Source organism: Nocardia sp. NPDC005745 (assembly GCF_040630775.1).
In the GTDB taxonomy this organism is placed as follows: Bacteria; Actinomycetota; Actinomycetes; order Mycobacteriales; family Mycobacteriaceae; genus Nocardia.
In genome coordinates, this window is record NZ_JBEXYF010000015.1 from 151,020 (window position 1) to 177,979 (window position 26,960).

The 26,960-nt window shown below is 68.4% G+C and carries 22 protein-coding genes and 1 riboswitch; of the genes, 10 read left to right on the forward strand and 12 right to left on the reverse strand.

Annotation, left to right across the window (positions count from 1 at the left end; genetic code table 11):
• Positions 1 to 26: 26 nt before the first annotated feature.
• From ABZ420_RS18110 to ABZ420_RS18120, 3 genes are all read right to left on the reverse strand, one after another.
• A complete protein-coding gene (locus ABZ420_RS18110; RefSeq protein ID WP_245549225.1) occupies positions 27 to 431 on the reverse strand; it encodes an RNA-binding S4 domain-containing protein in 405 nt (134 codons plus the stop codon).
• A gap of 3 nt (positions 432 to 434) precedes the next feature.
• On the reverse strand, positions 435 to 1,025 hold the full coding sequence (locus ABZ420_RS18115) for an NlpC/P60 family protein (RefSeq protein WP_040871243.1): 591 nt from the start codon (positions 1,023 to 1,025) through the stop codon (positions 435 to 437).
• Between the two features lie 78 nt (positions 1,026 to 1,103).
• Positions 1,104 to 1,273: riboswitch (cyclic di-AMP (ydaO/yuaA leader) on the reverse strand.
• A 221-nt stretch (positions 1,274 to 1,494) separates the two neighbouring features.
• Positions 1,495 to 1,752, reverse strand: a complete 258-nt coding sequence (locus tag ABZ420_RS18120) for a hypothetical protein (protein WP_357123717.1) — start codon at positions 1,750 to 1,752, stop codon at positions 1,495 to 1,497.
• 169 nt (positions 1,753 to 1,921) lie between these two features.
• Between ABZ420_RS18120 and ABZ420_RS18125 the strand changes: the two genes are divergently transcribed.
• The 7 genes from ABZ420_RS18125 (at position 1,922) to ABZ420_RS18155 (ending at position 11,548) form a co-directional block, all read left to right on the forward strand.
• Entirely contained in the window at positions 1,922 to 3,103 is a 1,182-nt protein-coding gene (locus ABZ420_RS18125) for an ATP-binding protein (protein ID WP_357123719.1), read from the forward strand.
• Positions 3,104 to 3,252: 149 nt separating this feature from the next.
• A complete protein-coding gene (locus ABZ420_RS18130) occupies positions 3,253 to 5,208 on the forward strand; it encodes an acyl-CoA dehydrogenase family protein (protein ID WP_357123722.1) in 1,956 nt (651 codons plus the stop codon).
• 336 nt (positions 5,209 to 5,544) lie between these two features.
• Entirely contained in the window at positions 5,545 to 6,507 is a 963-nt protein-coding gene (locus tag ABZ420_RS18135; RefSeq protein ID WP_357123725.1) for an alpha/beta hydrolase, read from the forward strand.
• A 192-nt stretch (positions 6,508 to 6,699) separates the two neighbouring features.
• Positions 6,700 to 6,987, forward strand: a complete 288-nt coding sequence (locus tag ABZ420_RS18140) for a hypothetical protein (protein ID WP_040871251.1) — start codon at positions 6,700 to 6,702, stop codon at positions 6,985 to 6,987.
• Positions 6,988 to 8,002: 1,015 nt separating this feature from the next.
• Positions 8,003 to 8,833 (forward strand): hypothetical protein, encoded by an 831-nt coding sequence (locus ABZ420_RS18145; RefSeq protein WP_357123728.1) that lies wholly within the window; start codon positions 8,003 to 8,005, stop codon positions 8,831 to 8,833.
• Positions 8,834 to 8,858: 25 nt separating this feature from the next.
• Complete coding sequence (locus tag ABZ420_RS18150; RefSeq protein ID WP_357123731.1) at positions 8,859 to 10,799, forward strand: fumarate reductase/succinate dehydrogenase flavoprotein subunit; 1,941 nt, start codon at positions 8,859 to 8,861, stop codon at positions 10,797 to 10,799.
• Positions 10,800 to 10,801: 2 nt separating this feature from the next.
• Positions 10,802 to 11,548, forward strand: a complete 747-nt coding sequence (locus ABZ420_RS18155; protein ID WP_040871255.1) for a succinate dehydrogenase/fumarate reductase iron-sulfur subunit — start codon at positions 10,802 to 10,804, stop codon at positions 11,546 to 11,548.
• 47 nt (positions 11,549 to 11,595) lie between these two features.
• Here ABZ420_RS18155 and ABZ420_RS18160 read toward each other — a convergent pair whose 3' ends face one another.
• The 5 genes from ABZ420_RS18160 to ABZ420_RS18180 form a co-directional block, all read right to left on the reverse strand.
• Positions 11,596 to 11,793, reverse strand: a complete 198-nt coding sequence (locus ABZ420_RS18160; protein ID WP_357123734.1) for a hypothetical protein — start codon at positions 11,791 to 11,793, stop codon at positions 11,596 to 11,598.
• A gap of 89 nt (positions 11,794 to 11,882) precedes the next feature.
• Complete coding sequence (locus ABZ420_RS18165) at positions 11,883 to 12,107, reverse strand: DUF397 domain-containing protein (RefSeq protein WP_040871258.1); 225 nt, start codon at positions 12,105 to 12,107, stop codon at positions 11,883 to 11,885.
• A 201-nt stretch (positions 12,108 to 12,308) separates the two neighbouring features.
• Positions 12,309 to 12,647, reverse strand: coding sequence for a DNA-directed RNA polymerase subunit beta (locus tag ABZ420_RS18170; protein WP_357123737.1), 339 nt, complete (start codon positions 12,645 to 12,647; stop codon positions 12,309 to 12,311).
• Between the two features lie 358 nt (positions 12,648 to 13,005).
• Complete coding sequence (locus ABZ420_RS18175; RefSeq protein WP_357123740.1) at positions 13,006 to 13,938, reverse strand: DNA-3-methyladenine glycosylase 2 family protein; 933 nt, start codon at positions 13,936 to 13,938, stop codon at positions 13,006 to 13,008.
• Between the two features lie 356 nt (positions 13,939 to 14,294).
• Positions 14,295 to 17,075 (reverse strand): FAD-binding and (Fe-S)-binding domain-containing protein, encoded by a 2,781-nt coding sequence (locus tag ABZ420_RS18180; RefSeq protein WP_357123830.1) that lies wholly within the window; start codon positions 17,073 to 17,075, stop codon positions 14,295 to 14,297.
• 227 nt (positions 17,076 to 17,302) lie between these two features.
• Between ABZ420_RS18180 and ABZ420_RS18185 the strand changes: the two genes are divergently transcribed.
• Entirely contained in the window at positions 17,303 to 19,183 is a 1,881-nt protein-coding gene (locus ABZ420_RS18185) for an ABC transporter ATP-binding protein (RefSeq protein WP_357123743.1), read from the forward strand.
• A 9-nt stretch (positions 19,184 to 19,192) separates the two neighbouring features.
• On the opposite strand, the gene ABZ420_RS18190 is transcribed toward ABZ420_RS18185, so the two are convergent.
• The 3 genes from ABZ420_RS18190 to ABZ420_RS18200 all read right to left on the reverse strand — a co-directional run bounded on the left by ABZ420_RS18190 (position 19,193) and on the right by ABZ420_RS18200 (position 23,145).
• Positions 19,193 to 20,677, reverse strand: coding sequence for an alpha/beta fold hydrolase (locus tag ABZ420_RS18190; protein WP_357123746.1), 1,485 nt, complete (start codon positions 20,675 to 20,677; stop codon positions 19,193 to 19,195).
• Positions 20,678 to 21,041: 364 nt separating this feature from the next.
• Positions 21,042 to 22,037, reverse strand: a complete 996-nt coding sequence (locus tag ABZ420_RS18195) for an oxidoreductase (protein WP_357123748.1) — start codon at positions 22,035 to 22,037, stop codon at positions 21,042 to 21,044.
• A 37-nt stretch (positions 22,038 to 22,074) separates the two neighbouring features.
• The gene (locus ABZ420_RS18200) at positions 22,075 to 23,145 is read right to left on the reverse strand and encodes a DNA polymerase IV (RefSeq protein WP_357123751.1); all 1,071 of its coding nucleotides are present in this window, start codon (positions 23,143 to 23,145) and stop codon (positions 22,075 to 22,077) included.
• 70 nt (positions 23,146 to 23,215) lie between these two features.
• Between ABZ420_RS18200 and ABZ420_RS18205 the strand changes: the two genes are divergently transcribed.
• The gene (locus tag ABZ420_RS18205) at positions 23,216 to 23,800 is read left to right on the forward strand and encodes a TetR family transcriptional regulator (RefSeq protein WP_357123754.1); all 585 of its coding nucleotides are present in this window, start codon (positions 23,216 to 23,218) and stop codon (positions 23,798 to 23,800) included.
• Positions 23,797 to 24,243, forward strand: a complete 447-nt coding sequence (locus ABZ420_RS18210) for a PaaI family thioesterase (RefSeq protein ID WP_357123757.1) — start codon at positions 23,797 to 23,799, stop codon at positions 24,241 to 24,243. The genes ABZ420_RS18205 and ABZ420_RS18210 overlap by 4 nt, the downstream gene beginning before the upstream one ends.
• A 202-nt stretch (positions 24,244 to 24,445) precedes the next feature.
• Here the strand turns inward: ABZ420_RS18210 and lon are convergent, their stop codons facing one another.
• On the reverse strand, positions 24,446 to 26,836 hold the full coding sequence (gene lon, locus ABZ420_RS18215; protein WP_357123759.1) for an endopeptidase La: 2,391 nt from the start codon (positions 26,834 to 26,836) through the stop codon (positions 24,446 to 24,448).
• Positions 26,837 to 26,960: the final 124 nt, after the last annotated feature.

A 26,960-nucleotide genomic window follows, 5' to 3' on the forward strand; every position in this document is an offset into this window, starting at 1 on the left:
AACGGCCCTGACAAGGACGCGCTCGTTCAGGAATCGGCTCGGCCCATGAGGCGATCGGTCTCGCGCCGCTCACGCTTCGTGGGCCGCCCAGCGCCGCGGTCGCGACGGGGCAGGCTCGCCACGATCTCGCGCGGAGGAGGAGGCGGACTGCGATCGATCAAGCACTGCGCGGCGATCGGAGCGCCGACACGCTTGGTGACGATCCGCTCCACGATGACGATGCGTTCGATACCGCCGGCCCGGATGCGGACCTCGTCACCGGGGCGTACGGGTTGGGCGGGCTTGGCCGTCGCGCCGTTCACCCGGACGTGCCCACCGCGACATGCCTCCGCGGCAGCGGATCTGGTTTTGAACAGGCGCACCGCCCAGGTCCACGAGTCGACCCGGGCCTGGGTCGCAGTGCTCTGGATGCCGGATTCGGCGCGGGCCACTCGTCAGACGATACGGCGTGCGGTGACCACCATGTCGGGGCGCAGCGGTGTGTAGGACACCGGCGTACCCGACTGCACCGCGTTCAGCAGCTTGTTGTCGCCCGCGTAGATGCCGACGTGACCGCCGCCGTTGGTGATGACGATGTCGCCCGGCTGCAGGTCGTGGTAGGCGACCGGAGCGCCGACGTGCGACTGCTCGAAGCTGGTGCGGGGCAGTTCGACGCCCGCCTGGCGGAACGCCCACTGGACGAGGCCGGAGCAGTCGAAGGCCCGGGGACCCGCGGCGCCCCAGGAGTACTGAGCGCCGACCTTGGTCTTGGCGGCGTCGAGGGCGATATCGCCCGGGGAGTTCTGCTGCTGGCCGAACAGGCCCGGCAGCATCGGCGCGAAATTGGGAGCCTGCGGAGCGACCTGCTGCTGCGCCTGGGGAGCTGCCGGGGCAGCCGCGAGCGCCTGCTGGATCTGCTGATTGAGCTGCTGGACCGGCTGTTCCCATTCTTGCGGAACGTCGAAATTGCCGACACCGGGAACGTTGATGGTCGCGGCCATGGCCGGAATCGCGGGCATGGCGCCGGTCGCGGCCACCGCACCCATGACAATCGCACCCTTGACGGAATTCGGAACCCGAGAATCCCGTTGCAAGCTGTGTTTACCCACCGAGCTACGTCTCCGATCTTGCTGCTCTCCCGCCGACCGGGTTAGCTGACGGGTTCGGACCGGGAGAGCGGCCCTACCTCGCAACCGAAAATGGCCGCAAGGATTCACCCCAGACGAACCTGTGGGTCCCCGGCACGACAGCCGAGACCAGTTGGCCCCGACAGCCGTTAAGGCGGTAACTAGTGGCGCCGTTTCACTTACGAAGCGACTTGTTCCACTAAGTCACGAGAAGATTACGGTGCGGACGCGATGTTGTCCAGCGCACAGAGCTGCGACTTTTCCATCACCACCGGGGCCGCGACACCGTAGGCGGAAAACGGCCATCGGGACTCGGGTCACGACCGGATCTCGGTCGGCGGGGCCGGGTCACCGAAAGGACGACTTCGCTCCCGTACGGGCACCGGGGTCAGGACCGCGAGCCGTGCACCGTGCGCTCGAGTTCGTCGATCCTGCGGCGCGCCTCGGCCAGTTCGACCTCGAGCCCGCCGAGCGCCATGACCAGCGGCCCGACCGCGAGATCGGCGACCAGTTGGGGATCGTCGTAGCCGCGTTCGATCGCGACGAGGATGTTGGACCGGATGCGCTGGGCCACCGTGGCGCCCGCCGGGACATTCCAGGACCCGACCACTTCGGCGAGGCCGGGCGGGTTCGGTTCGTCGGACATGCCCCCTCCGTTCCCGCGCGTCGATACCGCGCGACCATTCTGGCGAACCGCCACCAGCCTAGAGAACCGGCGGCGAGAGCAATAGTGCAATACGGACCGCTAGGGCTCTCTAGGACACGCCGTAGACGCGCCCAGATTATCCGGACGAAACGCGCTACGGTGTCAGGGCATGGACCCCGTGCGGAATCCGTATGCCCCCGGAGCGGGACAGCGCCCACCCGAATTAGCCGGGCGCGACAAGCAACTCACTGCTTTCGACATCGTGCTCGAACGCGTCGCGCGCGGCCGCCCGGAACGCAGTGTGATGCTCACCGGCTTACGAGGGGTCGGAAAGACGGTGCTGCTCAACCAACTTCGCTCCGCGGCGATATCCCGGGGCTGGGGCACCGGCAAGATCGAGGCGCGGCCGGACCAGGACCTGCGCCGCCCGCTGTCCTCGGCGCTGCACATGGCGGCGCGAGCGATCGCCACGTCGCACCGGAATCCGGAGCGGGTGGACGACTTCCTCGGCATCCTCAAGGCTTTCGCGTTGCGGGCCACCGCGGACAAGGGCATGCGGGAACGCTGGCAACCCGGCATCGACGTGCCCGCGGTCAGCGGTCGGGCCGATTCCGGCGACATCGAGATCGATCTGGTGGAACTGCTGGTCGAGGCGGCGGCGCTGGCCGGCGACATCGGCGTCGGCATCGCGATCTTCATCGACGAGATGCAGGATCTGGGGCCCGCGGACGTCTCCGCGATCTGCGGCGCGTGCCACGAACTGAGCCAGGACGCCGCGCCGCTGATCGTGGTCGGCGCGGGCCTCCCGCACTTGCCCGCGGTGCTCTCCGCCTCGAAGAGCTACTCAGAGCGACTGTTCAGCTACCACCGCATCGACCGCTTGGACCGGGAGTCCGCCGACCAAGCGCTGATCGCGCCCGCCCAGCGCGAAGACGTGAAGTTCACCGACGAGGCGCTGGACGCGCTGTACCGCAAGGCCGATGGCTACCCGTATTTCGTGCAGGCCTACGGGAAGGCCGCCTGGGATCAGGCGCCCGAGAGTCCGATCACGGCCGAGGACGTCGAGGTGGCCTCACCCGCCGCCGAGGAGGAGCTGGCGGTCGGGTTCTTCGGGTCCCGTTACGAGCGGGCTACACCCGCCGAACGCGAATACATGCGCGCCATGGCCGACCTGGCCGGCGACGACGGCCCGGTGGCGACCGCGGCGGTGGCCAACGAACTCGGCCGCAAACCGGCTTCCCTTTCCCCCGCCCGCGACGGCCTGATCAAGAAAGGGCTGATCTACTCCGCCGAACGCGGCACGATCGGCTTCACGGTGCCGCACTTCGGCCGGTATCTACGCTCGGTCTGAGCGTCGCCCGGCGATGCATTGCCGACTATGGCCATCTCTTCCAAGATCAATAGATATTCGTAGATTTATCTCGGCCAGCAGCCCTACCGATGGGTAACAAACCCTCCTACACTCGGATGTGATCCTGATCACGTCCGAGGGAGGACATCATGGCGACAGCCGCGAAAGTCGACGCCACCGAAGAACAGGCCCGCGCACTGGTCGAGGAGTCCCGCGAAACGAGCTGGGCCAAGCCGTCGTTCGCCAAGGAGATGTTCTTGGGACGGTTCCGGCTCGACCTGATCCACCCGTATCCGCAGCCCGGCCCCGAGGAGGCCGAGCGCACGGAGGCGTTCCTGTCCCGGCTGCGCACGCTGTGCGAGTCCATCGACGGATCGGTGATCGAAGCGGAGAGCCGGATCCCGGACGAGTACGTCAAGGGCCTGGCCGAGCTCGGCTGCTTCGGCCTGAAGATCCCGCAATCGTATGGCGGCCAGGGTCTTTCCCAACTCGGCTACAACCGCGCGCTGATGCTGGTCGGCTCGACGCACCCGAGTCTCGGCGTCCTGCTCTCGGCGCACCAGTCCATCGGTGTGCCCGAGCCGCTCAAGCTGGCGGGCACCGACGAGCAGAAGGCCGAATTCCTGCCCCGTTGCGCGGCCGGTGCGGTCAGCGCGTTCCTGCTCACCGAGCCCGATGTCGGCTCCGACCCGGCCAGGATGGCCAGCACCGCGACGCCGACCGAAGACGGCGAGGCCTACGTGCTCAACGGCGTGAAGCTGTGGACCACCAACGGCGTGGTCGCCGAACTGCTGGTGGTGATGGCCCGGGTGCCCAAGAGCGAGGGGCATCGCGGCGGCATCTCGGCCTTCGTGGTCGAGGCGGATTCACCGGGCATCACCGTGGAGCGGCGCAACTCCTTCATGGGCTTGCGCGGCATCGAGAACGGCTTGACCCGGATGCACGACGTCCGGGTACCCAAGCGCAACCTGATCGGCCGGGAGGGCGACGGCCTGAAGATCGCGCTCACCACGCTGAACGCGGGCAGGCTCGCCATCCCCGCCCTGTGCACCGCCGCCGCCAAGTGGTCGTTGAAGATCGCGCGCGAGTGGAGCACGCAGCGCGTGCAGTGGGGCAGGCCGGTCGGCGAGCACGCGGCCGTGGGGCAGAAGATCGCCTTCATCGCGGCCACCACGTTCGCACTGGAGGCGGCGCTGGATCTGTCGGCGACCATGTCCGACGAGGGCCGCAACGACATCCGGATCGAGGCCGCGCTGGCCAAGCTGTGGGCCAGCGAGATGAGCTGTCAGATCGCCGACGAACTGGTGCAGATCCGCGGCGGACGCGGCTACGAGACGGCGGCTTCGCTCGCCGCGCGGGGCGAGCGGGCCGTTCCGGCCGAGCAATTGGTGCGCGATCTGCGGATCAACCGCATCTTCGAGGGCTCCAGCGAGATCATGCGGCTGCTGATCGCGAGGGAGATGGCCGACGCGCACATGGCCGCCGCGGGCGCGCTGGTCGACCGCAAGGCCGAGCTCAAGGACAAGGCGAAGGCGGCGGTCGGAGCGACGGGCTTCTACGCCAAGTGGTTCCCGCAGCTGGCGGTCGGAGCGGGGACGGTGCCCGCGGCGTACACCGAATTCGGCGTACTGGCCCGGCACCTGCGGTTCGTCGAGCGCAGTGCGCGCAAGCAGGCGAGGTCGCTGATGTACGCGATGGGCCGCTGGCAGGCAGGCCTGGAATATCGGCAGAACTTCCTCGGCCGGATCGTCGACATCGGCGCCGAGCTGTTCGCCATGTCGGCGGCCTGCGTACGGGCCGAGGCACTGCGCGCCGCCGACGCGCCGGAGAGCAAGGCGGCCGAAGAATTGGCGGACGCCTTCTGCAGGCAGTCTCGCGTGCGCGTGCGCAGATTGTTCGACTCGCTGTGGGAGAACACCGACGATGACGACCGCACCCTCACCCGCGGCGTGCTCGACGGCCGCTACGAGTGGCTGGAGGAGGGCGTGCTCGACCCGAGCGAGGGAACCGGGCCGTGGATCGCGGAGTGGCAGATGGGTCCGTCGACGGAGGAAAACCTCCTGCGCCCGTTCCTGCCGTCTACGCGCCCCCGCGCGGGGTCCTGATCACCGCCCGCCCGTCGCGGCCGCCCGACGTGGGCCGCGGCGGGCGGCCGCTCGCGGATTATTCGCAAGTCTCGGATTTCTCCTAGAAATACGCAGATTCTCCTTGCCGCTCGCGCGGAAGCCTGAAGTTGCGCAGCGCAATCTAAAGGAATCTAGTTTCTGAGCTATTCATTCGTAGATTTTCCTGTGGACCCCCCTGACGACTGCCCGATCGACCGGCAGCCTCAATTGCGCAACGTGTGCGTAACGGCAGGCGTGTGCCGCTAACGGCGCGGAAATCCAGTCCGACAACTGGGCAGGAGCGCCGATCATGCGCCTCGCTCACAGGAGAGTGCCATGTCCACGAGCATCGCCCGCCGCGCCGTCGATCACGACGGCCACCGCGTCACGGTGTCGGCCGATGACGGCATTCCCCTCGCGGTCCGCGTCTTCGGCGCCGACGACGCCACCGCCACCGTGGTCTTCGTCCACGGCCACTGCTTGCGCACCGAATCCTGGTCCTACCTGCGCGATCTGCTGCTGCGGCGGTGGGGGAGCGACACCAGGATGGTGTTCTACGACCACCGCGGCCACGGCGAATCCGGGGCGGCGCACCCGTCGACCTACACCATCGAGCAACTCGGTCACGACCTGGACGCCGTGCTGCGCGCGGCCGCGCCGACGGGGCCGGTGATCCTGGTCGGCCATTCCATGGGCGCCATGGTGGTACTCGCCTACGCCCGCCTTCATCCCGAGGCCATCGGCACGCGGATCACCGGCGTCGGGCTGCTCGCGGCCGCGGCCGCCGGAATCACCGAGGTCGGGCTGGCGCGCCTTTTGAACCGGCGGGCGGTGAACTCGCTGCAAGTGGCCGTCACCCGCGCCCCACGCGTGATGCGGGCGTCCAGGCGCCTGACTCGTCGCCTGTGCACGCCGATCCTGCGCGAGGCGGAATTCGGCACCAAGAAGGCGAGTCCGCGCATGACCGCGCTGGCCACCGCGATGCTGAACGAAACGCCGCTGCTGACCATGGCCGGGTTCCTGCACTCGCTGATCACCTTCGACGAGACGGCGACCCTGCACCACCTCGGCGTCATCCCCGCGCTGGTGCTGGCAGGGTCTGCGGACATCATCTTCCCGTTCGCGCACTCGGTGGCACTGGCCTCTCAACTGGCCGGCGCCGAGCTGGTCCGCCTGGAGGGCGCCGGCCACAGTGTGATGCTCGAACGGGCCGAAGAAGTCGCGCTGTCCATCGCCGGACTGGTGGAACGAGCCTTCGCCGCGGCATGCTCGGCCACCGGGTACGCCGCCGCCGGCTGACCTTCGGCAACCGAGGGGCAATCATCTGATTTCGGCCCGGCACGAGCCAGGAACAAAATCTTTCTGTACTGTGTTGTAGATCACGTTGTGCGGTGGGTCACACAACTTGATGTCGCGCGGTCCAAGGCAAAGGGGCAACCGTGCACCACGGCATCGAGTTCGCAGATCCGCCAGGAATTTCAGGAGGTCTCGATGACACGCAGCGAACTTGCGGAACTACGCTACGCGGTTGGCCAGCTCCGGCAATCCATCGGCGTACTGCGCAACCAGTACGGCGACGCCAGCACGGTACGCAGGCTGGAGAACGACCTCGAGCGGCTCGTCATCGACGCCGACGAGTTCGAGAAGTCACCGCCGCCGGAGGTGCGGCGCAGCGCGCAGGACGTCATCTACGTGCCGGACAGCAAGTCCGACGAAGCCGCCTGGATGGGCGCGCAGGACGAGGGGCTCGGCTTCCACTCCCGGCCGCGGACGAAGTAATCCGTGCTGGGCGGCGCGAAGCCGCCCATCACGGTGCGTTGAGGCCGGGCGGCGGCCGGGCCCGCGTGTCAGCGGGGCCGCGTTCGACCAGGGCGGAGATCGTGGCCGAACGCGCCAAAGCCCTCGGTGCGCGGCGTCTGCGTGCGCCATAGCTCGGCACAACGTCGGCACGTTGCGGGGCCGCGCCGCTCTCGAGCGCGATCGACCGCCGTCGTCGGCACCGGCTCGACCGGCGTGTGTTCCGTGACCGCTCGACTCACCATCGCCGCTCACGTCGATCCCGGGGTCGATGTCATACCGGTCGCCGAAGCGGCACTTCCGCCGCAAAGCCTGCGCAGATCCGGGCCACGAGTGCCAAGCCGGTTGGATGGGGCCATCAAGGGCGACGCCGGTTCGACCCTCCACAATTGCGACGCCGGTTCAACCGGCCACCCAGCGCGACGCCGGTTCAACCGGCCACCCAGCGCAACCACGCTTCAACCAGCCACCCAGCGCAACCACGCTTCGACGGGGCAATCAAGGGCGACGCCGGTTCGACGGGTAACCAAGGTGCGACGCCGGTTCGACCGGCAAATTTATGCCGGGCCGGTTCGACGGCAATCGAGACCGCGGGCGCGACGCCCGGGGCCGCAGGCACTGGAATCACGCCCGCACCGCCTTCTGGGTCGCAAATCGGTGAGGGCAAGTTCCTCGATCGGACCCGCTACCACAGCCGCCCGCATCGTTGTCGCGAGTTCGAAGCGCCCGGCGCGATCACCCCATCCGGTATCGGCGACCGCCTCGCCCGAATCTTGTTTCACGCGAGTCGAGTTCGAAAAGTCCGGTTAGCCCGCTACGCGGCGTAAGCAATCAAGCGGCACGCAGGATGTGGCGCAAATCATACGGTTGACGGCGGGCTTGGTTTGTCGAGACCCCGCTCGATCCATAGCGCACGTGTCGTATGGTGCTCAGCATCACATTCGATTGCGGAGGTAACGATGACCACCCGCACACAAGATCAGCGAGGCATCCACCTGTGAGTGCCGCACCGACCGCCGCCCCGGAAGCGGGCACCGGCGTTTTCAGCAGAACAAGGGCCCGGATCTCGGAACGCACATTGCGCACCGACCGATGGTGGATCCCCCCACTCGTCACGGTGCTCGGACTCGCCGCGTTCGTCATCTACGCGACGGTCAGATCGTATGTGCGCACGGCGTATTGGGTTCCCGACTACCACTATCTGACCCCGTTCTACTCACCGTGCCTGAGCACTTCCTGCGTCGAGGGCTCCAGCCATTTCGGCACCCCGTTCGGCGAACTGCCGGTGTTGTTGCCGCTGGGCTTCGTGGTGCTGCCCTTCCTGCTCGGCTTCCGCCTGACCTGCTACTACTACCGCAAGGCCTACTACCGGTCGGTGTGGTTCTCACCGCCCGCCTGCGCTGTGGCCGAGCCGCACGCCAAGTACACCGGCGAGACCAAGCTGCCGCTGATCATCCAGAACGCGCACCGCTACTTCTTCTATGTGGCCCTGATCGTTTCGGTGATCAATACCTACGACGCCATCGTCGCGTTCCACGGCAAATCCGGCGGCTTCGGTTTCGGCCTCGGCAATATCGTGCTGCTGGTCAACGTGATCCTGCTGTGGGCGTACACGCTGTCGTGCCACTCGTGCAGGCATATCGCGGGCGGACGGCTCAAGCACTTCTCCGGCCATCCGGTGCGCTACTGGTTCTGGACGCAGGTCTCCAAGTTGAACACCCGGCACATGGCGCTGGCCTGGACCACTCTCGGCACGCTCGTGCTGACCGACTTCTACGTCATGTTGGTTGCCAGCCAAACGATTTCGGATCTGCGGTTCATCGACTGACCGCCTCATCGAGGAGTTTTTCTGCATGGCAGAAGTGGAACGGCACAACTACGACGTCGTCGTGATCGGAGCGGGCGGCGCCGGATTGCGAGCGGTCATCGAAGCCAGAGAACACGGGCTGTCGGTCGCGGTGGTGTGCAAATCACTGTTCGGCAAGGCCCACACCGTGATGGCCGAAGGCGGCTGCGCGGCTTCGATGGGCAACGCCAACGAAAAGGACAATTGGCAGGTCCATTTCCGGGACACGATGCGCGGCGGCAAGTTCCTGAACAACTGGCGCATGGCGGAACTGCATGCCCAGGAAGCGCCCGATCGGGTGTGGGAACTGGAGACCTACGGCGCGCTGTTCGATCGGACGCCCGACGGCCGCATCAGCCAGCGCAACTTCGGTGGCCACACCTACCCGCGGCTGGCCCACGTCGGTGACCGGACCGGCCTGGAGATCATCCGCACGATGCAGCAGAAGATCGTCTCGCTGCAGCAGGAGGATTTCGCCGAGACCGGTGACTACGAGAAGCGCATCAAGGTCTTCGCCGAATGCACCATCACCGAATTGCTCAAGGACGGCGACCGCATCTCCGGCGCGTTCGGCTACTGGCGCGAATCCGGCCGCTTCATCCTGTTCGAGAGCCCGGCGGTGGTGCTGGCGACCGGTGGCATCGGCAAGTCGTACAAGGTGACCTCGAATTCCTGGGAGTACACCGGTGACGGGCACGCGCTGGCGCTGCGCGCGGGCGCGACGTTGATCAACATGGAGTTCCTGCAGTTCCACCCGACCGGCATGGTCTGGCCGCCCAGCGTGAAGGGCATCCTGGTCACGGAGGGTGTGCGCGGCGACGGCGGGGTGCTGAAGAACACCGAGGGCAAGCGGTTCATGTTCGACTACATTCCGCCGGTCTTCAAAGGGCAGTACGCCGAGACCGAGGAAGAGGCCGACCAATGGCTGCGCGACAACGACTCCGCACGCCGCACGCCCGATCTGCTGCCGCGTGACGAGGTAGCCCGCGCCATCAACGAAGAGGTCAAAGCAGGGCGCGGCACCGAGCACGGCGGCGTCTTCCTCGACATCGCCTCCCGGATGCCCGCCGAGGAGATCGTGCGGCGGCTTCCCTCGATGCACCACCAGTTCAAGGAACTCGCGGACGTCGACATCACCAAGGAGCCGATGGAGGTGGGGCCGACCTGTCACTACGTGATGGGCGGTGTCGAGGTCGATCCGGACACGGGCGCGGCCACGGTGCCGGGACTGTTCGCCGCGGGCGAGTGCTCCGGCGGCATGCACGGCTCCAATCGCCTGGGCGGGAATTCGCTGTCCGACCTGCTGGTATTCGGTCGCCGGGCCGGACTCGGGGCCGCCGCCTACGTGGAGCAGCTCGGCGCGCGGCCCTCGGTCTCGGAAGACGACGTCACGAAGGCCGCGAAGGCCGCCGTCGCTCCGTTCGATCCTCCTGCCGACGGCAAGGGCGAGAACCCGTACACCTTGCACACCGATCTGCAGCAGACGATGAACGACCTGGTCGGCATCATCCGCAAGGAACACGAGGTGCGTGAGGCGATCGACAAGCTCGCCGAGTTGCGCGCCCGGTTCCGTCAGGTGACCGTGGAGGGCCACCGCCAGTTCAATCCCGGCTGGCATCTCGCCCTCGATATGCAGAACATGCTGCTGGTCAGCGAATGTGTGGCGCACGCGGCGCTGCTGCGGACCGAGAGCCGCGGCGGGCACACCCGCGACGACCACCCGTCGATGGATCCCGATTGGCGCAACAAACTGCTGGTCTGCGCGGTGGATCCGAGCACGGCCGACGATCCGATCCCGGGCGTCACCGTGACGCGCAAGGATCAGCAACCGATGCGATCGGACCTGCTCGCCCTCTTCGATCTCGGCGAGCTCGAGAAGTACTACACCCCGGATGAACTCGCCGGGCACCCGGCCGCGGCCGGGCATTCGACGGAGCGAGAGGCGTAACGATGGGTTACGACGCCAAATTCCGCGTATGGCGCGGCGATCTCGACGGCGGAGAACTGCACGACTTCACCGTGCTGGTGAACGAGGGCGAGGTGGTGCTCGACATCATCCACCGGCTACAGGCCACCCAGGCGCCGGACCTGGCGGTGCGCTGGAACTGTAAAGCAGGCAAGTGCGGTTCCTGCTCGGCCGAAGTGAACGGGCGGCCGCGCCTGCTGTGCATGACGCGGATGTCCACCTTCACCGAGGACGAAGTGATCACGGTGACGCCGATGCGCACCTTCCCCGTGATCAAGGATCTCGTGACGGACGTATCGTTCAATTACGAGAAAGCCCGCGAGATCCAGTCTTTCACGCCGCCCGCCGATCTCAAACCGGGCGAGTACCGGATGAAGCAGGTCGATGTGGAGCGTTCCCAGGAATTCCGCAAGTGCATCGAATGCTTCCTGTGCCAGAACACCTGCCACGTGGTACGTGATCACGACGAGAACAAGAAATCGTTCGCGGGGCCGCGCTATCTGATGCGGATCGCCGAGTTGGAGATGCATCCGCTGGACGTCGGCGACCGGACCGAGTTGGCACAGGACGAGCACGGGCTCGGCCTGTGCAACATCACCAAATGCTGCACCGAGGTGTGCCCGGAACATATCAAGATCACCGACAACGCGTTGATCCCGATGAAGGAACGGGTGGCCGACCGCAAATACGATCCCTTGGTCTGGCTGGGCAACAAGCTGTTTCGCCGTTAGCGGCTGGGAGGACCGGCCGGGGCGATCCCCGGCCGGTCGGCGCACCCTTACAACATGGCTACGACACCGAGGGCCACGACCCACACCAGCAGGCCGACGAGCAACGCCGACAGCAGCGAGTGGGTGAGGACGAAGACTCCGACCGCCGACACTGCGAACAACAGCGCGACGATCAGCCATTCCACCCAATCATCCGGCAGTAATTTCTTGTGCCGGGGATGGGAACTCTTGAGCCCACGGTCCACAGATAGTGGGCTACCCGTCTCGGAACCAGGCAAACGTCTTTTCGTTGCCGAATATGCGTCGTTCCGTGATCTTCGGAAGCCGCCGCGCCTTATCGCGGCCGGTCGAACTCACCGTCTTGCACACCTGCGGTGAAGGCGGCCCACTCGCCGGGCGTGAAGATCAACACCGGCCCGTCCGGGTCCTTTCCGTTGCGCATTCCCACGTGGCCGTCCGCCAGTAGCGCCACCTCGACGCTGTCGCTCCCCGGCCCTTCTCCGGCCTTCCGCCACGTGGCGCCGGTCAGGTCTATGTTCGCGTTGCCTTGAATGCTCACGAATTGGACTCCTTCGTTGTCTGCCGCGGCAGACGTGTACGGACCGAGAACCCAGCACTCCCCGCTGGACGCACTCACGCGCGGCCCGATATTACCGCCGCAGACCGGCGCTGTAGGGCGAACAGCCTGCCGAAAATCGAGCCGGTATCCCGACCCGGCCACGATTTCCCGGCACGTCCTCGCAGCGCGCTCCGCCTGCCCTCAACGGCGGCGCGGCGCCGGATCCGCCCACGCGCGGATGGCCGCGACCACCGCCCGCCCGGACGGTCGGAACCCGTTGCGCGGCGGCACGATCCAGGTTCGGATCGCGCCGACCGAAGCGGTCGGGGATGGCAGCGCGATCGTCGATCCGGTGCGGGATACCGACACGTTCAGCCGGAACAATTCCGCGAACAGGCGCGTGTCGTTTTCGGGCAGGTCCGGCGCGATCAAGAAGGTCCATCGGTTCGAGCGCGGGTGCGCCAGGATGGGGCCGAGCCGGACACGTTTGCTCTGCATATGCGCCTTGACCGCCTGACCCAGGCTGCTCGGCATGGTCAACGCCCACACCGATCCGGCGCGCAGCACGATCCGGCCGAGTCCCGGTGGGTCGACAATGGCGGGCAGATCACATTCCCGCCGGTAGAACTGGCATCTGGACCGCGGTGTATCCCCAAGTGGCCTCTGCTCCACTGACAACCCCCTGCAGTTGTGTGGTTCGACGATGAGATGCGGCGCCATACCGAAGCCCCTGCGATCTGACCACGGCTCCCGCTCGCGTACCGATGTGAATGCGGCGATGGCCGAGTGTGGCGCGGCGAACTCTAGTTTCGCTTCGCCGGGGGCCGCTGCGACTGATAAAGAATGTGCAAAATCGGAGAAAAACGGTTCCCTACGAGGCGCATGTGAAAGATGTGACTCAGTGCCAGGTATGGTCCGTCAGGGCGGTGCGAGGGCCGAACTTCGGTTTGTGGAAGTGGCCGCTGATTTCGAGCAGGCGAATCGCTCGATAGCGGTGCGGACGCAACGGTTCCAGATATTCGACCATCGCCTCGTCATCGATCGGACGGCCGAGCAGAGTCCAGCCGACCGCGGCGGCTAGGTGATAATCGCCGACCGACAGCGCGTCCGCGTCGCCGAAAGCCCGCTGCGCGATCTCCGCGGCGGTCCACACCCCGATACCGGGCACACTGCGCAGCATGCGTGCCGCCTCGGCCGGGTCGGCGCGCGCGGCACGCTCCAGCGACTCGGCGATCCGAGCCGAACGCACGATGGTCTGCGCGCGCTGCGGTCCGACATTGGCCCGGTGGTAGACCCAGGAGGGAATCCGCCGCCAGGTGTCGGCGTCCGGCGGTAGCCGCATTCCGTCCGGCGCTGGACCCGGCGCCGGTTCGCCGTACTGCCGGACCAGCTTCCGCCACGACGCCCGTGCGGAGACGGTGTGCACCTTCTGCTCCAGCACCGCGGGCACCAAAGCTTCGAAGACCAGGCCTGTGCGCAACATACGCAGTCCGGGGAAGCGGCGGTGGGCATCGGCGAGCTTCGGGTGATCCGGGAGAAACGCGGACACGTCCTCGTCCAGGCAGAGCATGTGCTCGAGACCCGCGAGGAATTCCGCCGCTCCAGGCCCCCACGCCCCTGCCCGCACAGTGCACGGGCCGGACTGGGCCAACCGGTAGGTGACCGGCCCGGTCGGCAGCCGGGAGGCATGCCAATGGGCGCCGTCGCCGGTCACCCGGTGGCACGGGTCGCCGGTGCCGCGGCCGAGCGGAGCGAGCGTGCACGCCAGATCGATCGGCCGATCCGTGGTCACCGTCCGGCTCGCTTCCGGCTCGACCGTCACGCTGCGCACCGCACCCATTCTGCCCGGTGCGGCGCGCGGCGGCACAGCACCCTCCGGCCGGACACCACGATTATCATCTGGACCACACCAGAAGTCTTTCTATATCTATCGTGCATTATTATCGTTCCGCAATCCGATGTAACGGAACGAGATTCAAGGCGATATCGATTTCGTTCGGCAAATAGCTGGCTGTAGCAATGACGGAGGTTCGAATGATCACCAATCTGCTCAACTGGTTGCTCAACGCCTGGGGCGGGGTTTCCGCGGGCAGCTCGGGTTACCAGATCCCGCCCGGCACCCTGCCGTTCGGTAGCTGACACACGCGGCGCGCCCGCCCGGATTGCCGGCGGGCGCGTGCGAAAGGATCACTCGCCCAGCAGAAACTGTGCGAGATGCCACGCCTGTCGACCGGCCAGGGCAGCGGCCTGGGTGCGGCAGGAGAAGCCGTCGGCGAGGAAGATCGCGTCCTCGCCCGCGGCGCGTAGCGCGGGAAGCAGGCCGTTCTCGGCCACCGCCACCGAAATGTCGTAATGGCCTTCCTGCATTCCGAAGTTTCCCGCCAGCCCGCAACATCCGGTGATTTCCGTCACCCCGACTCCCATGCCGGCTAATAATCGGCGCTCGGCATCGAATCCGAGAATCGCATGCTGGTGACAATGGGGCTGGACGACCACCGACTGCCCGGTTCGCTTCGGCGGACGCCAGGTCGGCTGTTCGGCGAGGAATTCGGCGAAGGTGCGCACCGCGGCGGCGGTCGGGGCCGATCTCGGGTCGTCCGGCAGCAATTCCGTCAGGTCGGCGCGCAGGACCGCGGTGCAGGACGGTTCCAGTCCCACGACCAGGCCGCCCGCGCCCACGTGCTGCTCCAACGCGCTCAAGGTGGCCCGCAACCGCGCACGGGCGCCGTCGAGCTGACCGGTGCTGATCCAGGTGAGTCCGCAGCAGACGCGTCGCTCCGGAATCCGGACCCGGTAGCCGAGAGCGGACAGCAGCCGTGCCGCGGCCAGGGCGATCTCCGGGGCGAACGCGTCGGTGAAGGTATCGATCCACAGCATTACCTCGCCGGAACCACCCCGTTCCTCCGGCGCGTAGGACGACTCGGCCAGTGCGGCGCCCCCGTCCAGATCACGCCAGATCCGGCGGAAGCCGCGCGGGGCCAGGCGCGGTACGTCACGGCGCGGATCGATGCCGGCCGCTCGTAAACCGGCACGGCGCAGTGTGACTCGCCCGGACAGCGCGTTCACCACCCGCGGCATCCGGCTCGCCACGGACAACCACCGGGGCAACTGGCCGAGCGAGTAGTGGTCGATCGGGCGCGGCCGATGGCGGTAGCGCCGATACAGCGTCTCCGATTTGTAGGTGGCCATGTCCACGCCCGCCGGACAGTCCGACCGGCACGCCCGGCAGGACAGGCAGAGGTCGAGCGACTCGGCGACGGCCTCCGACGACCAGGGCAACGCGCCGCGCACCACCTCCTGCAACACCCTCGCCCGCCCGCGCGTGCTGTCCTTCTCGTCCCGGGTGGCCTGGTAGGACGGGCACATGAAACCGCCGTCGGCGCGGCATTTGCCCACGCCGACGCAGCGATGGACCGCGACGCCCAGATCGCCGTCGTCTTCGGACAGCACGTAGCCGCTCGACGGCCGGACGTCCGGAACTCCCGCCAGGCGCAGGTCCGCGTCGATCGCCCGCGGCGCGACCAGGACACCCGGATTCAGGACGTCGCCCGGATCGAACAGCGCCTTGTAGCCGGCGAAGACGTCGAGCACCGCGGGGGAGTACATCACCGAGAGCAACTCGGAGCGGGCCCTGCCGTCGCCGTGCTCGCCGGAGAGCGAACCGCCGTGCCGCACGACCAGCTCCGCCGCGTCGAAGAGGAAGGCACGGAAACGGCGTGGCGCGTCGGCGATCGGGAGATCGAGGCGGACGTGGATGCAGCCGTCGCCGATGTGCCCGTACAACAGTCCGTCGACGCCGTGGTCGCGGGTCAGGGCCGCGAAATCGCGCAGGTAGGCGCCCAGCCGCGCGGGTGGAACGGCCGCGTCCTCCCACCCCGGCCAGGCCGGTCGCCCGTCGGGTGTGCGCCCCGCCAGCCCCGCGCCGTCGGCCCGGATCCGCCACAGCGCCGCGGCGGTCCCGGGATCGGTGACGATCCGGGTGTCCATCGCCCCCGCCGTCCGGCACAGCCGCTGTGCGACGGCCAGCGCGTCGGCCGGAGTCTCGCCCGCGGTCTCCACGAAGAGCCAACCGCCGCCGCGCGGCAGGTCGGGCACCAGCCCCCGGTGCGCCCGGACCACGTCGACCAGCCGCGCGTCGATGCCCTCGACCGCGATCGGCGCGCAGGCCAGCACGGCGGCGACGTCGTCGGCGGCGGTGGCCATGTCCGGGTAGCCGAGCACCGTGAGGACGGTGGCCGCGGGCAGCGCGACCAGGTCGACCGTCGCGTCCAGCAGCAGGCCGCAGGTGCCCTCGCTGCCGACGAACGCCTTCGCCGCCGACGCGCCCCGTTCGGGAAGGAGATGTTCCAAGCCGTACCCGGACGCCTGCCGGTCGAAGCGCCCCAGGTCGGTGCGCAGCACGGCGAGATTGGCCCGGCCGAATTCCGCGAGACCCGGCACCGCCGACAGGTCGGCGGCCAGCGTGCGTTCGGTGCAGGTGCCGTCCAGGATGCGCAGTGCGCGCACGGTGTCGGAGGTGCGGCCCCACGCGACGGCGCGCGGTCCGCAGGCGTTGTTGCCGATCATGCCGCCGAGCGTGCAGCGATTCTGGGTCGAAGGGTCCGGCCCGAAGCGCAGCCCGTGCGGACGAGCCGCCCGCTGCAACTCCGACAGCACCACGCCCGGCTGCACGGTGGCCACGCGCGCGGCCGGATCGATCGACACGATCCGGTTCATATGCCTGCTGAAGTCGAGGACGAGTCCGGGACCGATCGCATTGCCCGCCACCGACGTTCCCGCGCCGCGTGCGGTCACCGGCAGGCCGTGATCGCGGGCGAATTCCAGGGTGATCGCGACGTCCTCGTCGGTGCGGGGAAAGACGACCGCGGCCGGGAGAACCCGATAGTTCGACGCGTCCGAGGAGTACTCCGCGCGCCGTCGCTCGGAGGTGTCGACCTCGCCCGCGATCGTGCCGCGCAGCGCCGCCATCCGGTTCACAGTGTTGATTTTCCCAGCGCCCGCGGTGCTCGGTGTTCGCGGCCCCTTATGGCTCGCGTCCGAGTGACCGCCGGGGTGGACCGAGTATTCGGGCTACGGCCGGTTTCGCTCTCGGCGGAAACGGCGTGCGTCCGGAATCGACTTGAACTCAACCATTGTTGAGGTCCTAATGTCGGTGGCCAGGTCTTGGATGGGTGGGGAGCGAGAGGGAGAGCAACGTGAGCATCGAATCCGTGGCGTGGAGCCAGATGTACCGGCGGGCGAACGCGCCGCGGGAACAGCGGCCGTTCCGCTTCGCCACCGCCCGGCGCATCATCCGGTTCGCGGCGCCGCACCGCCGCAGGATCGGTGCGTTCTTAGTGTTCAGCGTGGTGTCCGCGGTTCTCGCCGTGGCGACGCCGGTGCTGGCGGGCCGGGTGGTCAACGACATCGTCGGCGGCGCGGCGCCGCGGGTGGTGGTCGTCCTCGCACTGGTGATCGGCGTGCTCGCGGTGTTCGACGCGGGGCTCGGGCTGGCGACCCGATGGATGTCGGCACGAATCGGCGAGGGGCTGATCCTCGATCTGCGCACCGCCGTGTTCGACCACGTGCAGAAGATGCCCGTCGCCTTCTTCACCCGAACCAGGACCGGCGCACTGGTCAGCCGCTTGAACAATGACGTCATCGGCGCTCAGCGCGCGTTCAGCGACACACTGTCCGGCGTGGTGGCCAACCTCGTCACCCTCGCGCTGACGCTCGGGGTGATGCTGAGCATCTCGTGGCAGATCACGTTGCTCGCGCTGGTTCTGCTTCCGGTGTTCGTGTTTCCGGCGCGCCGGATGGGCAACCGCTTGGCGGACATGCAGCGCGAGGCGGCGCGGCTGAACGCGGCGATGAGCACCCAGATGACCGAGCGGTTCTCGGCGCCGGGCGCCACGCTGGTCAAGCTTTTCGGCCGTCCGGAGCAGGAGTCCGGCGAGTTCGCGCTGCGGGCCCGCCGGGTGCGCGATATCGGCGTCCGCACCGCGATGCTGCAAACCGTTTTCGTCACCTCGCTCACGCTGGTGTCCGCGCTGGCGATCGCCCTGGTGTACGGGCTCGGCGGCTGGTACGCGCTGCGCGGGCAGTTGGACGCGGGCGCGGTTGTCTCGCTGTCGTTGCTGTTGACCAGGCTCTACACCCCGCTCACCGCGCTGGCCAGCGCCCGGATGGAGATCATGGCCGCGCTGGTGAGCTTCGAGCGCGTCTTCGAAGTGCTCGACCTGAAACCGCTGATCGAGGACGCGCCCGGCGCGAAGCCCGTTCCGGCCGGTCCGGTGGCGGTGGAGCTGGACGCGGTGAGCTTCGGCTACCCGTCGGCCGACAAGGTGTCGCTGGCCTCGCTGGAGGACGTGGCGAATCTGGACACTCGCGGCGGGGTGGAGGTGCTGCACGAGGTGTCGCTGCGCGCCGAGCCCGGTCAGCTGATCGCGCTGGTCGGCTCGTCCGGTGCGGGCAAGTCGACCATCGCACAGCTGGTCTCCCGGCTCTACGACGTCGACGGCGGAGCGGTGCGGTTGAACGGCGCGGACGTGCGCGAGCTGACCACCAGCTCGATCCGCGAGACGGTCGGCCTGGTCACCCAGGACGGGCACCTGTTCCACGAGACCATCCGGGCCAATCTGCTGCTCGCGCGCCCGGAGGCCACGGAGGACGAGTTGTGGGACGCGTTGGAACGCGCCCGGCTGCGCGACCTGGTCGCTTCGTTGCCGGACGGGTTGGAGACGGTGGTCGGCGAGCGCGGCTACCGGCTCTCCGGCGGTGAGCGGCAGCGGCTGACCATCGCGCGCCTGCTGCTCAAGCAACCGCGCGTGGTGATCCTGGACGAGGCGACGGCGTCGCTGGACTCGACCTCCGAAGCCGCCGTGCAGGAGGCGCTGTCCGAAGCGCTGGCGGGCAGAACCGCGCTGGTGATCGCACACCGGCTGTCCACGATCCGCGCTGCCGACCAGATCCTGGTGCTGGAGGAGGGCCGGATCATCGAGCGCGGCACGCATACCGAACTGCTGGCCGCCGATGGCCGCTACGCGGAGCTGTACCGCACCCAGTTCGCCGAGGAGCCCGTCACGGCGGCGGCCTGACCCGCCGTCCTAGCTCGCCGTCCGGTCCGCGGTACAGGTGGTGTCGGTGTCCGGCAGGGTTCCCGCGCCGAAGTAGGCGTTGATCGCGTGGTTCACACAGCTGCTCAACTCGGGCCGGAAGGTCATGTGGATGCGGACGTCTTCCAGGGTGACCATCCGCGACGCCGACAGATACTCGTGCAGCCGGACGGCGTGGGCGTAGGGAGTGCGCGGATCGCCCGCCGCCTGCACGATGAGCACGGGCACCGCATTCCGGACCACCGTCGGCGGTTCGACCGGCCGGGGCCAGAAGGCGCACGGCTGGATGTTGCCCGCCAGCGCGCCGAACACCGGTTGCGTGGCCCGGCTCTCCTCGATGTTGCGCCAGTACCACGTGGGATCGATGGGTGCGCCGACATCGCCGCAGGCGATCTGCGCCAGCACGGAGTTCTCGTTGTCCCGCAGCGCCGCGACGATGGCGCGCAGCCGCGGCGTACGCGAGGCGGTGGGCGGGCCGCCCGCGTCGTCGGCGAGCTCGCGCACCGTCGCGGCCAACGGTTCGTTCAGCCGGAAGTTCCACAACAAGGTGTGCAGGATGAACGGCAACCAGTGGTCGTCGATCGCGAAGTCATCGATGACGATCGGCCTACGGTTGACCACGCGTACGAGCTCCTCGACCTTCGCGCGCACCTGCTGCGGCGTCGCACCGAGCCGGAACTCTTCGTCCCGGGCTGCGGCCCACACCGCCCAATCGTCCAGCGCGATCTCGTCCGAGGGACCCCAGTCCTGGACCAAGCCCTCCCAATACCGGTCCGGGTCGATAGCGCTGTCGAGCACGATTCGATCACTGCGCTCGGGGAACATCTGGGTGAACACCGCCCCGAGATACGTGCCGTAGGACAAGCCGTAGAAGTTGACCTTCTGCTCGCCCAAGGCGGCTCGGACCACGTCCATGTCCCGCGCCGTGTTGCGAGTGGTGAACTGCCGCACCAGCTCTGGGTCGCGAACCACGCACGTGGCGGCCATGCCGGCGGATTGGACGGTGTCGTGCACGAAGCCGAGCGGGTCGAGGCCCGCCGACCGGATCATCTCGCCGACCGGCCACCCGCACCGCGGACTCCGGCTGGACTCGCCGACCCCGCGCGGGTCCATCCCGATCAGGTCGTAGCTCGCCAGCACGTCGGGCGACAGCACATCACCGAGCAGATCCACACTGTCCAGTCCCGGGCCGCCCGGACCGCCGGGATTGGACAGCAGGATTCCCCGCCGCCGTGCCGGATCGCTCGCCTTCACCCGGGAGATCGCCAGGTCGATCGTGCGATCGCCGGGCCGCGCGTAGTCGAGCGGCACCTGGACGTTCGCGCACTCGCCCCCGGCCTTGTCCAGATTCTCGACGCCGCACGGCTTCCATTCGAGCGTCTGGTGATAGAACCGGTCCGAACTGTTCGGCTGCGGGTCGGCCACCGGATCGGCCCGGCTGTACGTGGGCGCGGCGAGCAGCGCGGAAACCGCCACTATCGACATCGAACGCCAGAACAGATTCGCGGACAACGAAGTTCGCCTCTCGGCCGGTGCGATCACATGCTTGCCGAAGAACCGTATCGGATCAGGGCCCGCGACAATGGCAGCGTCTTCCCCCGCGCGGCGTGTTCGGCTCGACGGCCGAACAGCCCCGGTCCGACCGCCACATAGCGGTGAAGCGCCGTCACCTCCGCACCCGAACGGGCGCGCCTGGGTCGTACGAACCGGCGAAGACCGGCTCGAACGAATCGAGCCGGGCTTCGCCGACCGGTCTCACGAGACTGCTGTCCGGTACATCCGAAACGGATCCGCGCAGTTTTCGTCCGAGCGCTACCGAAGCACGCCACGCATTGGCGGGTCAGAATTCGCCGAGGACGCCGATCACGGTGCGCCCGCGGTGGTTACCGCTTTGGATGGAGCGCAACACCTTCTCGGCCTCGGTGATCGGAGCGTGGTTCACCAGGGACGAAAGGTGCTGCGGGCGAAGCTCTTTGCCGAGCCGGGACCATACCTCGCGGCGACGGTCGATCGGGAGGTCGACCGAGTCGATGCCCTCGAGCGCGACGCCGCGCAGGATGAACGGCATCACCGTGGTGGGCAGTTCCGCTCCGCCGGTGAGCCCGCTGGCCGCGACCACGCCGCCGTAGCCGATGGCGCTCAGCACATAGGCGAGCGAGGCGCCGCCGACGCTGTCCACGGCCGCGGCCCACCGCGCTTTGGTCAACGGCCGCGGCTTGGCGTTCGGATCTTCGGGCAACCTGCCGATCACCTCGTTCGCGCCGATCTCGCTGAGCAGATCGTTCGCGTCGGTCTTGCCGGTGGAAGCGATCACTTCGAAGCCGAGGCCGGAGAGGATGTCGATGCTCACGCTGCCGACCCCGCCGGTCGCGCCGGTGACCAGCACCGGGCCCGCGTCCGGGGTGAGCCCGCGATCGAGCAGGGCCTGCACGCTCAGGGCCGCGGTGAACCCCGCGGTGCCGAGCGCGGCCGCGTCACGGGGACTCAGGTCCGCCAGCTTTACCACCCATTCGGCCGGCACCCTGGCGTATTCGGCGAAGCCGCCGTTGTGCGAAACCCCGATGTCGTATCCGTGCGCGATCACCTGGTCGCCGGGGGCGAAATCGTCGTCGGCGGACTCGACCACTTCGCCGACGAGATCGATCCCGGGCACGATCGGGTAGTTGCGCACCACCCCGCCGCCCTTGGTGATCGCCAGACCGTCCTTGTAGTTCGCGCTCGAGTAGTGCACCTTGATCGTCACGTCGCCCGGCCCGAGAAAATCCTCGTTGACCTGCTGCCGGGTCAGGACGATCCCGCTGTCCGTCTCGTGTGCCACCATCGCCCAGAACTCCATGGGCACGAGCATACGAGGGTCCGGACGGGTCCGGGAGCTACTGCGGCAGGAGTTCGAGCCGGACGCCGAGCAGACGAATCGGGCGGTCGAGGTCGAACCGTTCGACGATGCGCAGCGCGGTCTCGGCGATCCGCGCGACGTCGATGGTCGGTTCGGGCAGTTTCTCCTGCTTGCTGCGGGTGTAGAAGGTGTTGGTGCGCACCGTCACGGAAACCCGGGTGCCGATCCGGCCCGCCGCGGCCATCTCCTCGGCGACCTCGGTAGCCAGCCGCGCCACTTGCGCGCGGATCTCGCCGGGATCGGTCAGGTCGTGCGGGAACGTCTCGGACTTGCTGCGGCCCACGGGTATTCGAGGCTCGGTGGTGACGTCCGTATCGCCTTTGCCGTGGCCGAGCACCCAGAGATACGGCCCGGTGTTCGGCCCGAATTCCGCGGCGAGACGATGCCGGTCGGCGGCCATCAGGTCGCCGACGGTTCGGATGCCCAGTTCGGCCAGACGTGCGGCGATGCGCGTGCCGATACCCCACAGCGCGTCTGTCGGGCGATGGGCCATCACTTCGGTCCAGTTCTCGGCGGTGAGCCGGAAGACGCCCGCCGCCGCGCCCGCACCGGCGTCGGGCTCGGCCGACGACTTGCCCGCCGACTTGGCGAACCCGGTCGCGAGCTTGGCGGTGAGTTTGTTGTCACCGATGCCGATCGAGCAGGTCAGTTCGAGTCCGGCGATGGCGCCGCGCACCCGCTGGGCGAGGGCCTCCGGGTCGTCGGTGTCGGCGGCCAGGAACGCCTCGTCCCAGCCCCACACCTCGACCCGTCCCGGAAACGTCCGCAGCAGCGCCATGACCTCGTCCGAGGCGTCCTCGTAGGCGGTCATGTCGAGCGGAAGGAACACGCCATCGGGGCACTTGCGCTGGGCGCTGCGCAGCGGCATCCCGGCCCGCACGCCGAACGCGCGCGCCGGATAGGACGCGCAGGTCACCACCTTGCGCGGTTGGGTGGGATCGCCGTGGCCGCCGACGATGACCGGCAGTCCCCGCAGTTCCGGATGGCGGCGGAACTCCACCGCCGCCTGGAACTGGTCGAGATCGACGTGCAACAGCCATCTGGCCACACCCCGTTCTTACCCCAGTGCTGCGACATCGCGCATTGCACGGATCGCTGAACAGAACTAAATTCTGGTTATGAAGATTCGAGATCGGTTGCTGTTGGCGGCCGAGCGCCAGTTCGCCGAGCACGGGGCGCTGGACGCGACGCTGACGCAGATCCGCGCCACGGCGGGCGCCAGCGTCGGCGCGCTCTATCACCACTTCCCGGACAAGGCCGACCTGTACCGGCAGGTGTGGGCCAACGCGCTCGCGGACTATCAGGAGCATTTCTGGGCAGCGGTCGGCGACAGCACCGACGCGCGCGCGGGCGTCACCGAGGGCGTGCGCGAGCACCTGCGGTGGGTCGGCGAAAATCAATACCGCGCAACCGTGCTCACCTCCGCGCGTCCACCAGGGGTGCGCGAGAGCGAGAGCAATCGCCGCTTCCTTTCCGACGTGACGCGGTGGTGGCGCACACACGCCGGATACGGGGCGGTGCGTGATCTTCCGATCGATCTGGTCTACGCGCTGTGGCTGGGCCCGGCGCAGGAATACACGCGACAGTGGCTGGGCGGCGAAATGCGCGTCGGCCCGGCCGAAGTCGCGGGCGAACTCGCCGACGCCGCCTGGCTCGCCCTCGCCGCCGATCGCACCCGAGCCGCAGCGGAGGTCTCCCGATGACGACAACCATGGCCCTCGACCTCGACAGCGCCGAGAAGATACTGGCCGCGCAGCCCTTCGCCACACTGGTGGGCACCCAGATCACCGCGTTCGGCGACGGCGCGGCCACCCTGATCGTCCCCCTCCGCCGCGAATTGACCCAGCAATTCGGTTACGTGCACGGCGGCGTGCTCGCCTACGCCGCCGACAACGCCCTCACCTTCGCCGCCGGTACGGTGCTCGGCGCGAATGTGCTCACCGGCGGTGTCACCATCACCTACCTCCGCCCCGCCGCGGGCGAGCGTTTGCGCGTCGAGGCAGCTGTCACCGGCGCGACGCGCCGCCAAGCGGTCGCCCACTGCGAGATCTACGCGGAGAGCTCGGGCCGCGAACCCGTTCTGTGTGCGGTGGCCCAGGGCACCACCCGGCTCGCGGAAACCGATCCGACCGGAAGCGGTACATGACCGCAACGGTCAACTCCCTGCTCGTACATCGGCACGGTTGTCCGGTGAGATGAGCCGCCCAACCGTTCCGCTGCGCATGATCGCCTGCCGCGACCGGTGAGCCGCCGCGCCTGGGACCGCCCAGCGCGCGTCTGTCCATCCGCTCGGCGGCATGCGAACGGCCGGGCACGGAGTTTTCCGTGCCCGGCCGTTCCAGCCCAGGTCAGGCAGTCGCCGCGAAGGCAGGCCCCAACGCGGGTTCGGCCACCGGTTCGATGGCGTAGGCGAGGATGTCGGCCACGTCGGCGACGGGGCGGACATCCAGCGCGGCCAGCACTTCCGCCGGGACGTCGTCCAGATCCGGTTCGTTACGCGCCGGGATGAACACCGTCTTCAATCCGGCCCGCTGAGCGGCGAGCAGCTTCTGCTTCACGCCGCCGATCGGCAGCACCCGTCCGTTCAGCGTGACCTCACCGGTCATGCCGACGTCCGATCGCACCTGCCGTCCCAGCGCCAGCGACACCAGGGCGGTGACCATCGTGACGCCCGCGGACGGGCCGTCCTTGGGCACCGCGCCTGCCGGGAAGTGGATGTGGATGTTGCGATCCAGCACCGTCGGCTCGATGCCGATCTCCTCCAGGTGCGAGCGCACGTAGGTCAGCGCGATCTGCGCGGACTCCTTCATGACGTCGCCGAGCTGGCCGGTGAGGGTCAGCGAGCGCTCACCCTCGGCGGCGTTCGCCTCGATGTAGAGGACGTCGCCGCCCGCGCCGGTCACGGCGAGGCCGGTGGCCACCCCTGGGACGGCCGTGCGTTCGACCGAGTCGGGGGTGAAGCGCGGGCGACCCAGGTAGTCCTTCAAGTCGGCCAGACCGATCGTCAAGGTGTCGGCATCCACCTCGTAACCCAGGTCGGGGTCGTAACCGGCCGCGGCGGGGACGGTTACGCGCTCGGACAACCGGGTGGCCGCCTTGCGCAGCGCCTTGGCGATCAGCCGTTCCATCTGCCGAACGCCCGCCTCCCTGGTGTAGTTGGCCGCGACCTCGCGCAGCGCCTCCTCGCTGATCGTCACCTCCTCGGCGGTCAGCGCGTTGCGCTCCAGTTGCCGCGGCACCAGGAAGTCGCGCGCGATGGCCACCTTGTCGTCCTCGGTGTAGCCGTCGACGGTGATCAGTTCCATCCGGTCCAGCAGCGGGCCGGGGATGGTCTCCATGACGTTCGCGGTCGCGATGAACAGCACGTCGGACAGGTCGAGGTCCAGATCCAGGTAGTGGTCGCGGAAGGTGTGGTTCTGCGCCGGGTCCAGCACCTCGAGCAGAGCGGCCGCCGGGTCGCCGCGGAAGTCCGAGCCGACCTTGTCGATCTCGTCCAGCAGGACGACCGGGTTCATCGATCCGGCTTCCTTCATGGCGCGGACGATGCGGCCGGGCAGCGCGCCGACATAGGTACGGCGGTGCCCACGGATCTCGGCTTCGTCGCGCACGCCGCCGAGGGCCACGCGGACGAACTTCCGGCCGAGGGCACGCGCCACGGACTCACCCAGCGAGGTCTTGCCGACGCCGGGCGGGCCGACCAGCACCAGCACCGCGCCGGACCCGCGTCCACCCACGACCTCCAGGCCGCGGGCGGCGCGGCGAGCGCGGACGGCCAGGTACTCGACCATGCGGTCCTTCACCTCGTCCAAGCCGTGGTGGTCGGCGTCCAGGACGGCGCGGGCGGCCGAGACGTCGGTGCTGTCGGTGGTCTTCACCGTCCACGGCAGCTCCAGCACGGTGTCCAGCCAGGTCCGGATCCAGCCCGATTCCGGGCTCTGATCGCTGGCCCGCTCCAGTCTGCCGACTTCGCGCAGCGCCGCCTCGCGGACGCTGCCGGGCAGATCGGCCTGCTCGACGCGGGTGCGGTAGTCGTCCGCGCCGTCCGGCTCGTCCTCGCCGAGTTCCTTGCGGATGGCGTTGAGTTGCTGGCGCAGCAGGAATTCGCGCTGGCTCTTCTCCATCCCCTCTCGAACGTCCTCGCTGATCTTCTCGCTGATCTCGGCCTCGGCGATGTGCGCTTTGGTCCACTCGATCAGGGTGGTGAGCCGCTCGGCCACGTCGGGGGTCTCGAGCAGCTCCCGCTTCTGGTCGGCGGTCAGGTACGGGGCGTAGCCCGCGGTGTCGGCGATGGCCGACGGGTCGGTCAGCTGATTGACCGCGTCGATGATCTGCCAGGCCTCGCGGCGTTGCAGCACCGAGACGACCAGCTTCTTGTACTCCGCGGCCAGGTCCTTGGTGCGGCCGTCGGGGGTGGGCGTCTCGACCGGCTCGGCCTCGACCCACAGCGCGGCGCCCGGGCCGGTGACCCCGTGCCCGATCTTGGCGCGCCGTTCGGCCTTGAGGACGGCCGCCGGGGCTCCGCCGCGCATACGGCCGACCTGTTCGATGGTGGCGACCACACCGTAGGTGGCGTAGCCCTCGTTCAACCGCGGCGCGAGCAGCACGGCTTCGGTCTTGGCGGCCCGTGCGGCGTCGATCGCGGCCTGCGCCGATTCGTCCAGTTCGATGGGCACGACCATGCCCGGCAGCACGATCGGATCGGTCAGGAACAGCACCGGCAGGTTCTGTGGTGTAGTCACGTCTTCGACCCTTCCAAAAGTTGAGCGATGCCTACTCAACCCCCGGGTGTTCGGGTTTGTTCCACCCCGACCGGTCCGTTCGCTGACGGCGAAGTCCCGCTGAGCGTTGACACCTCGTCCAAGG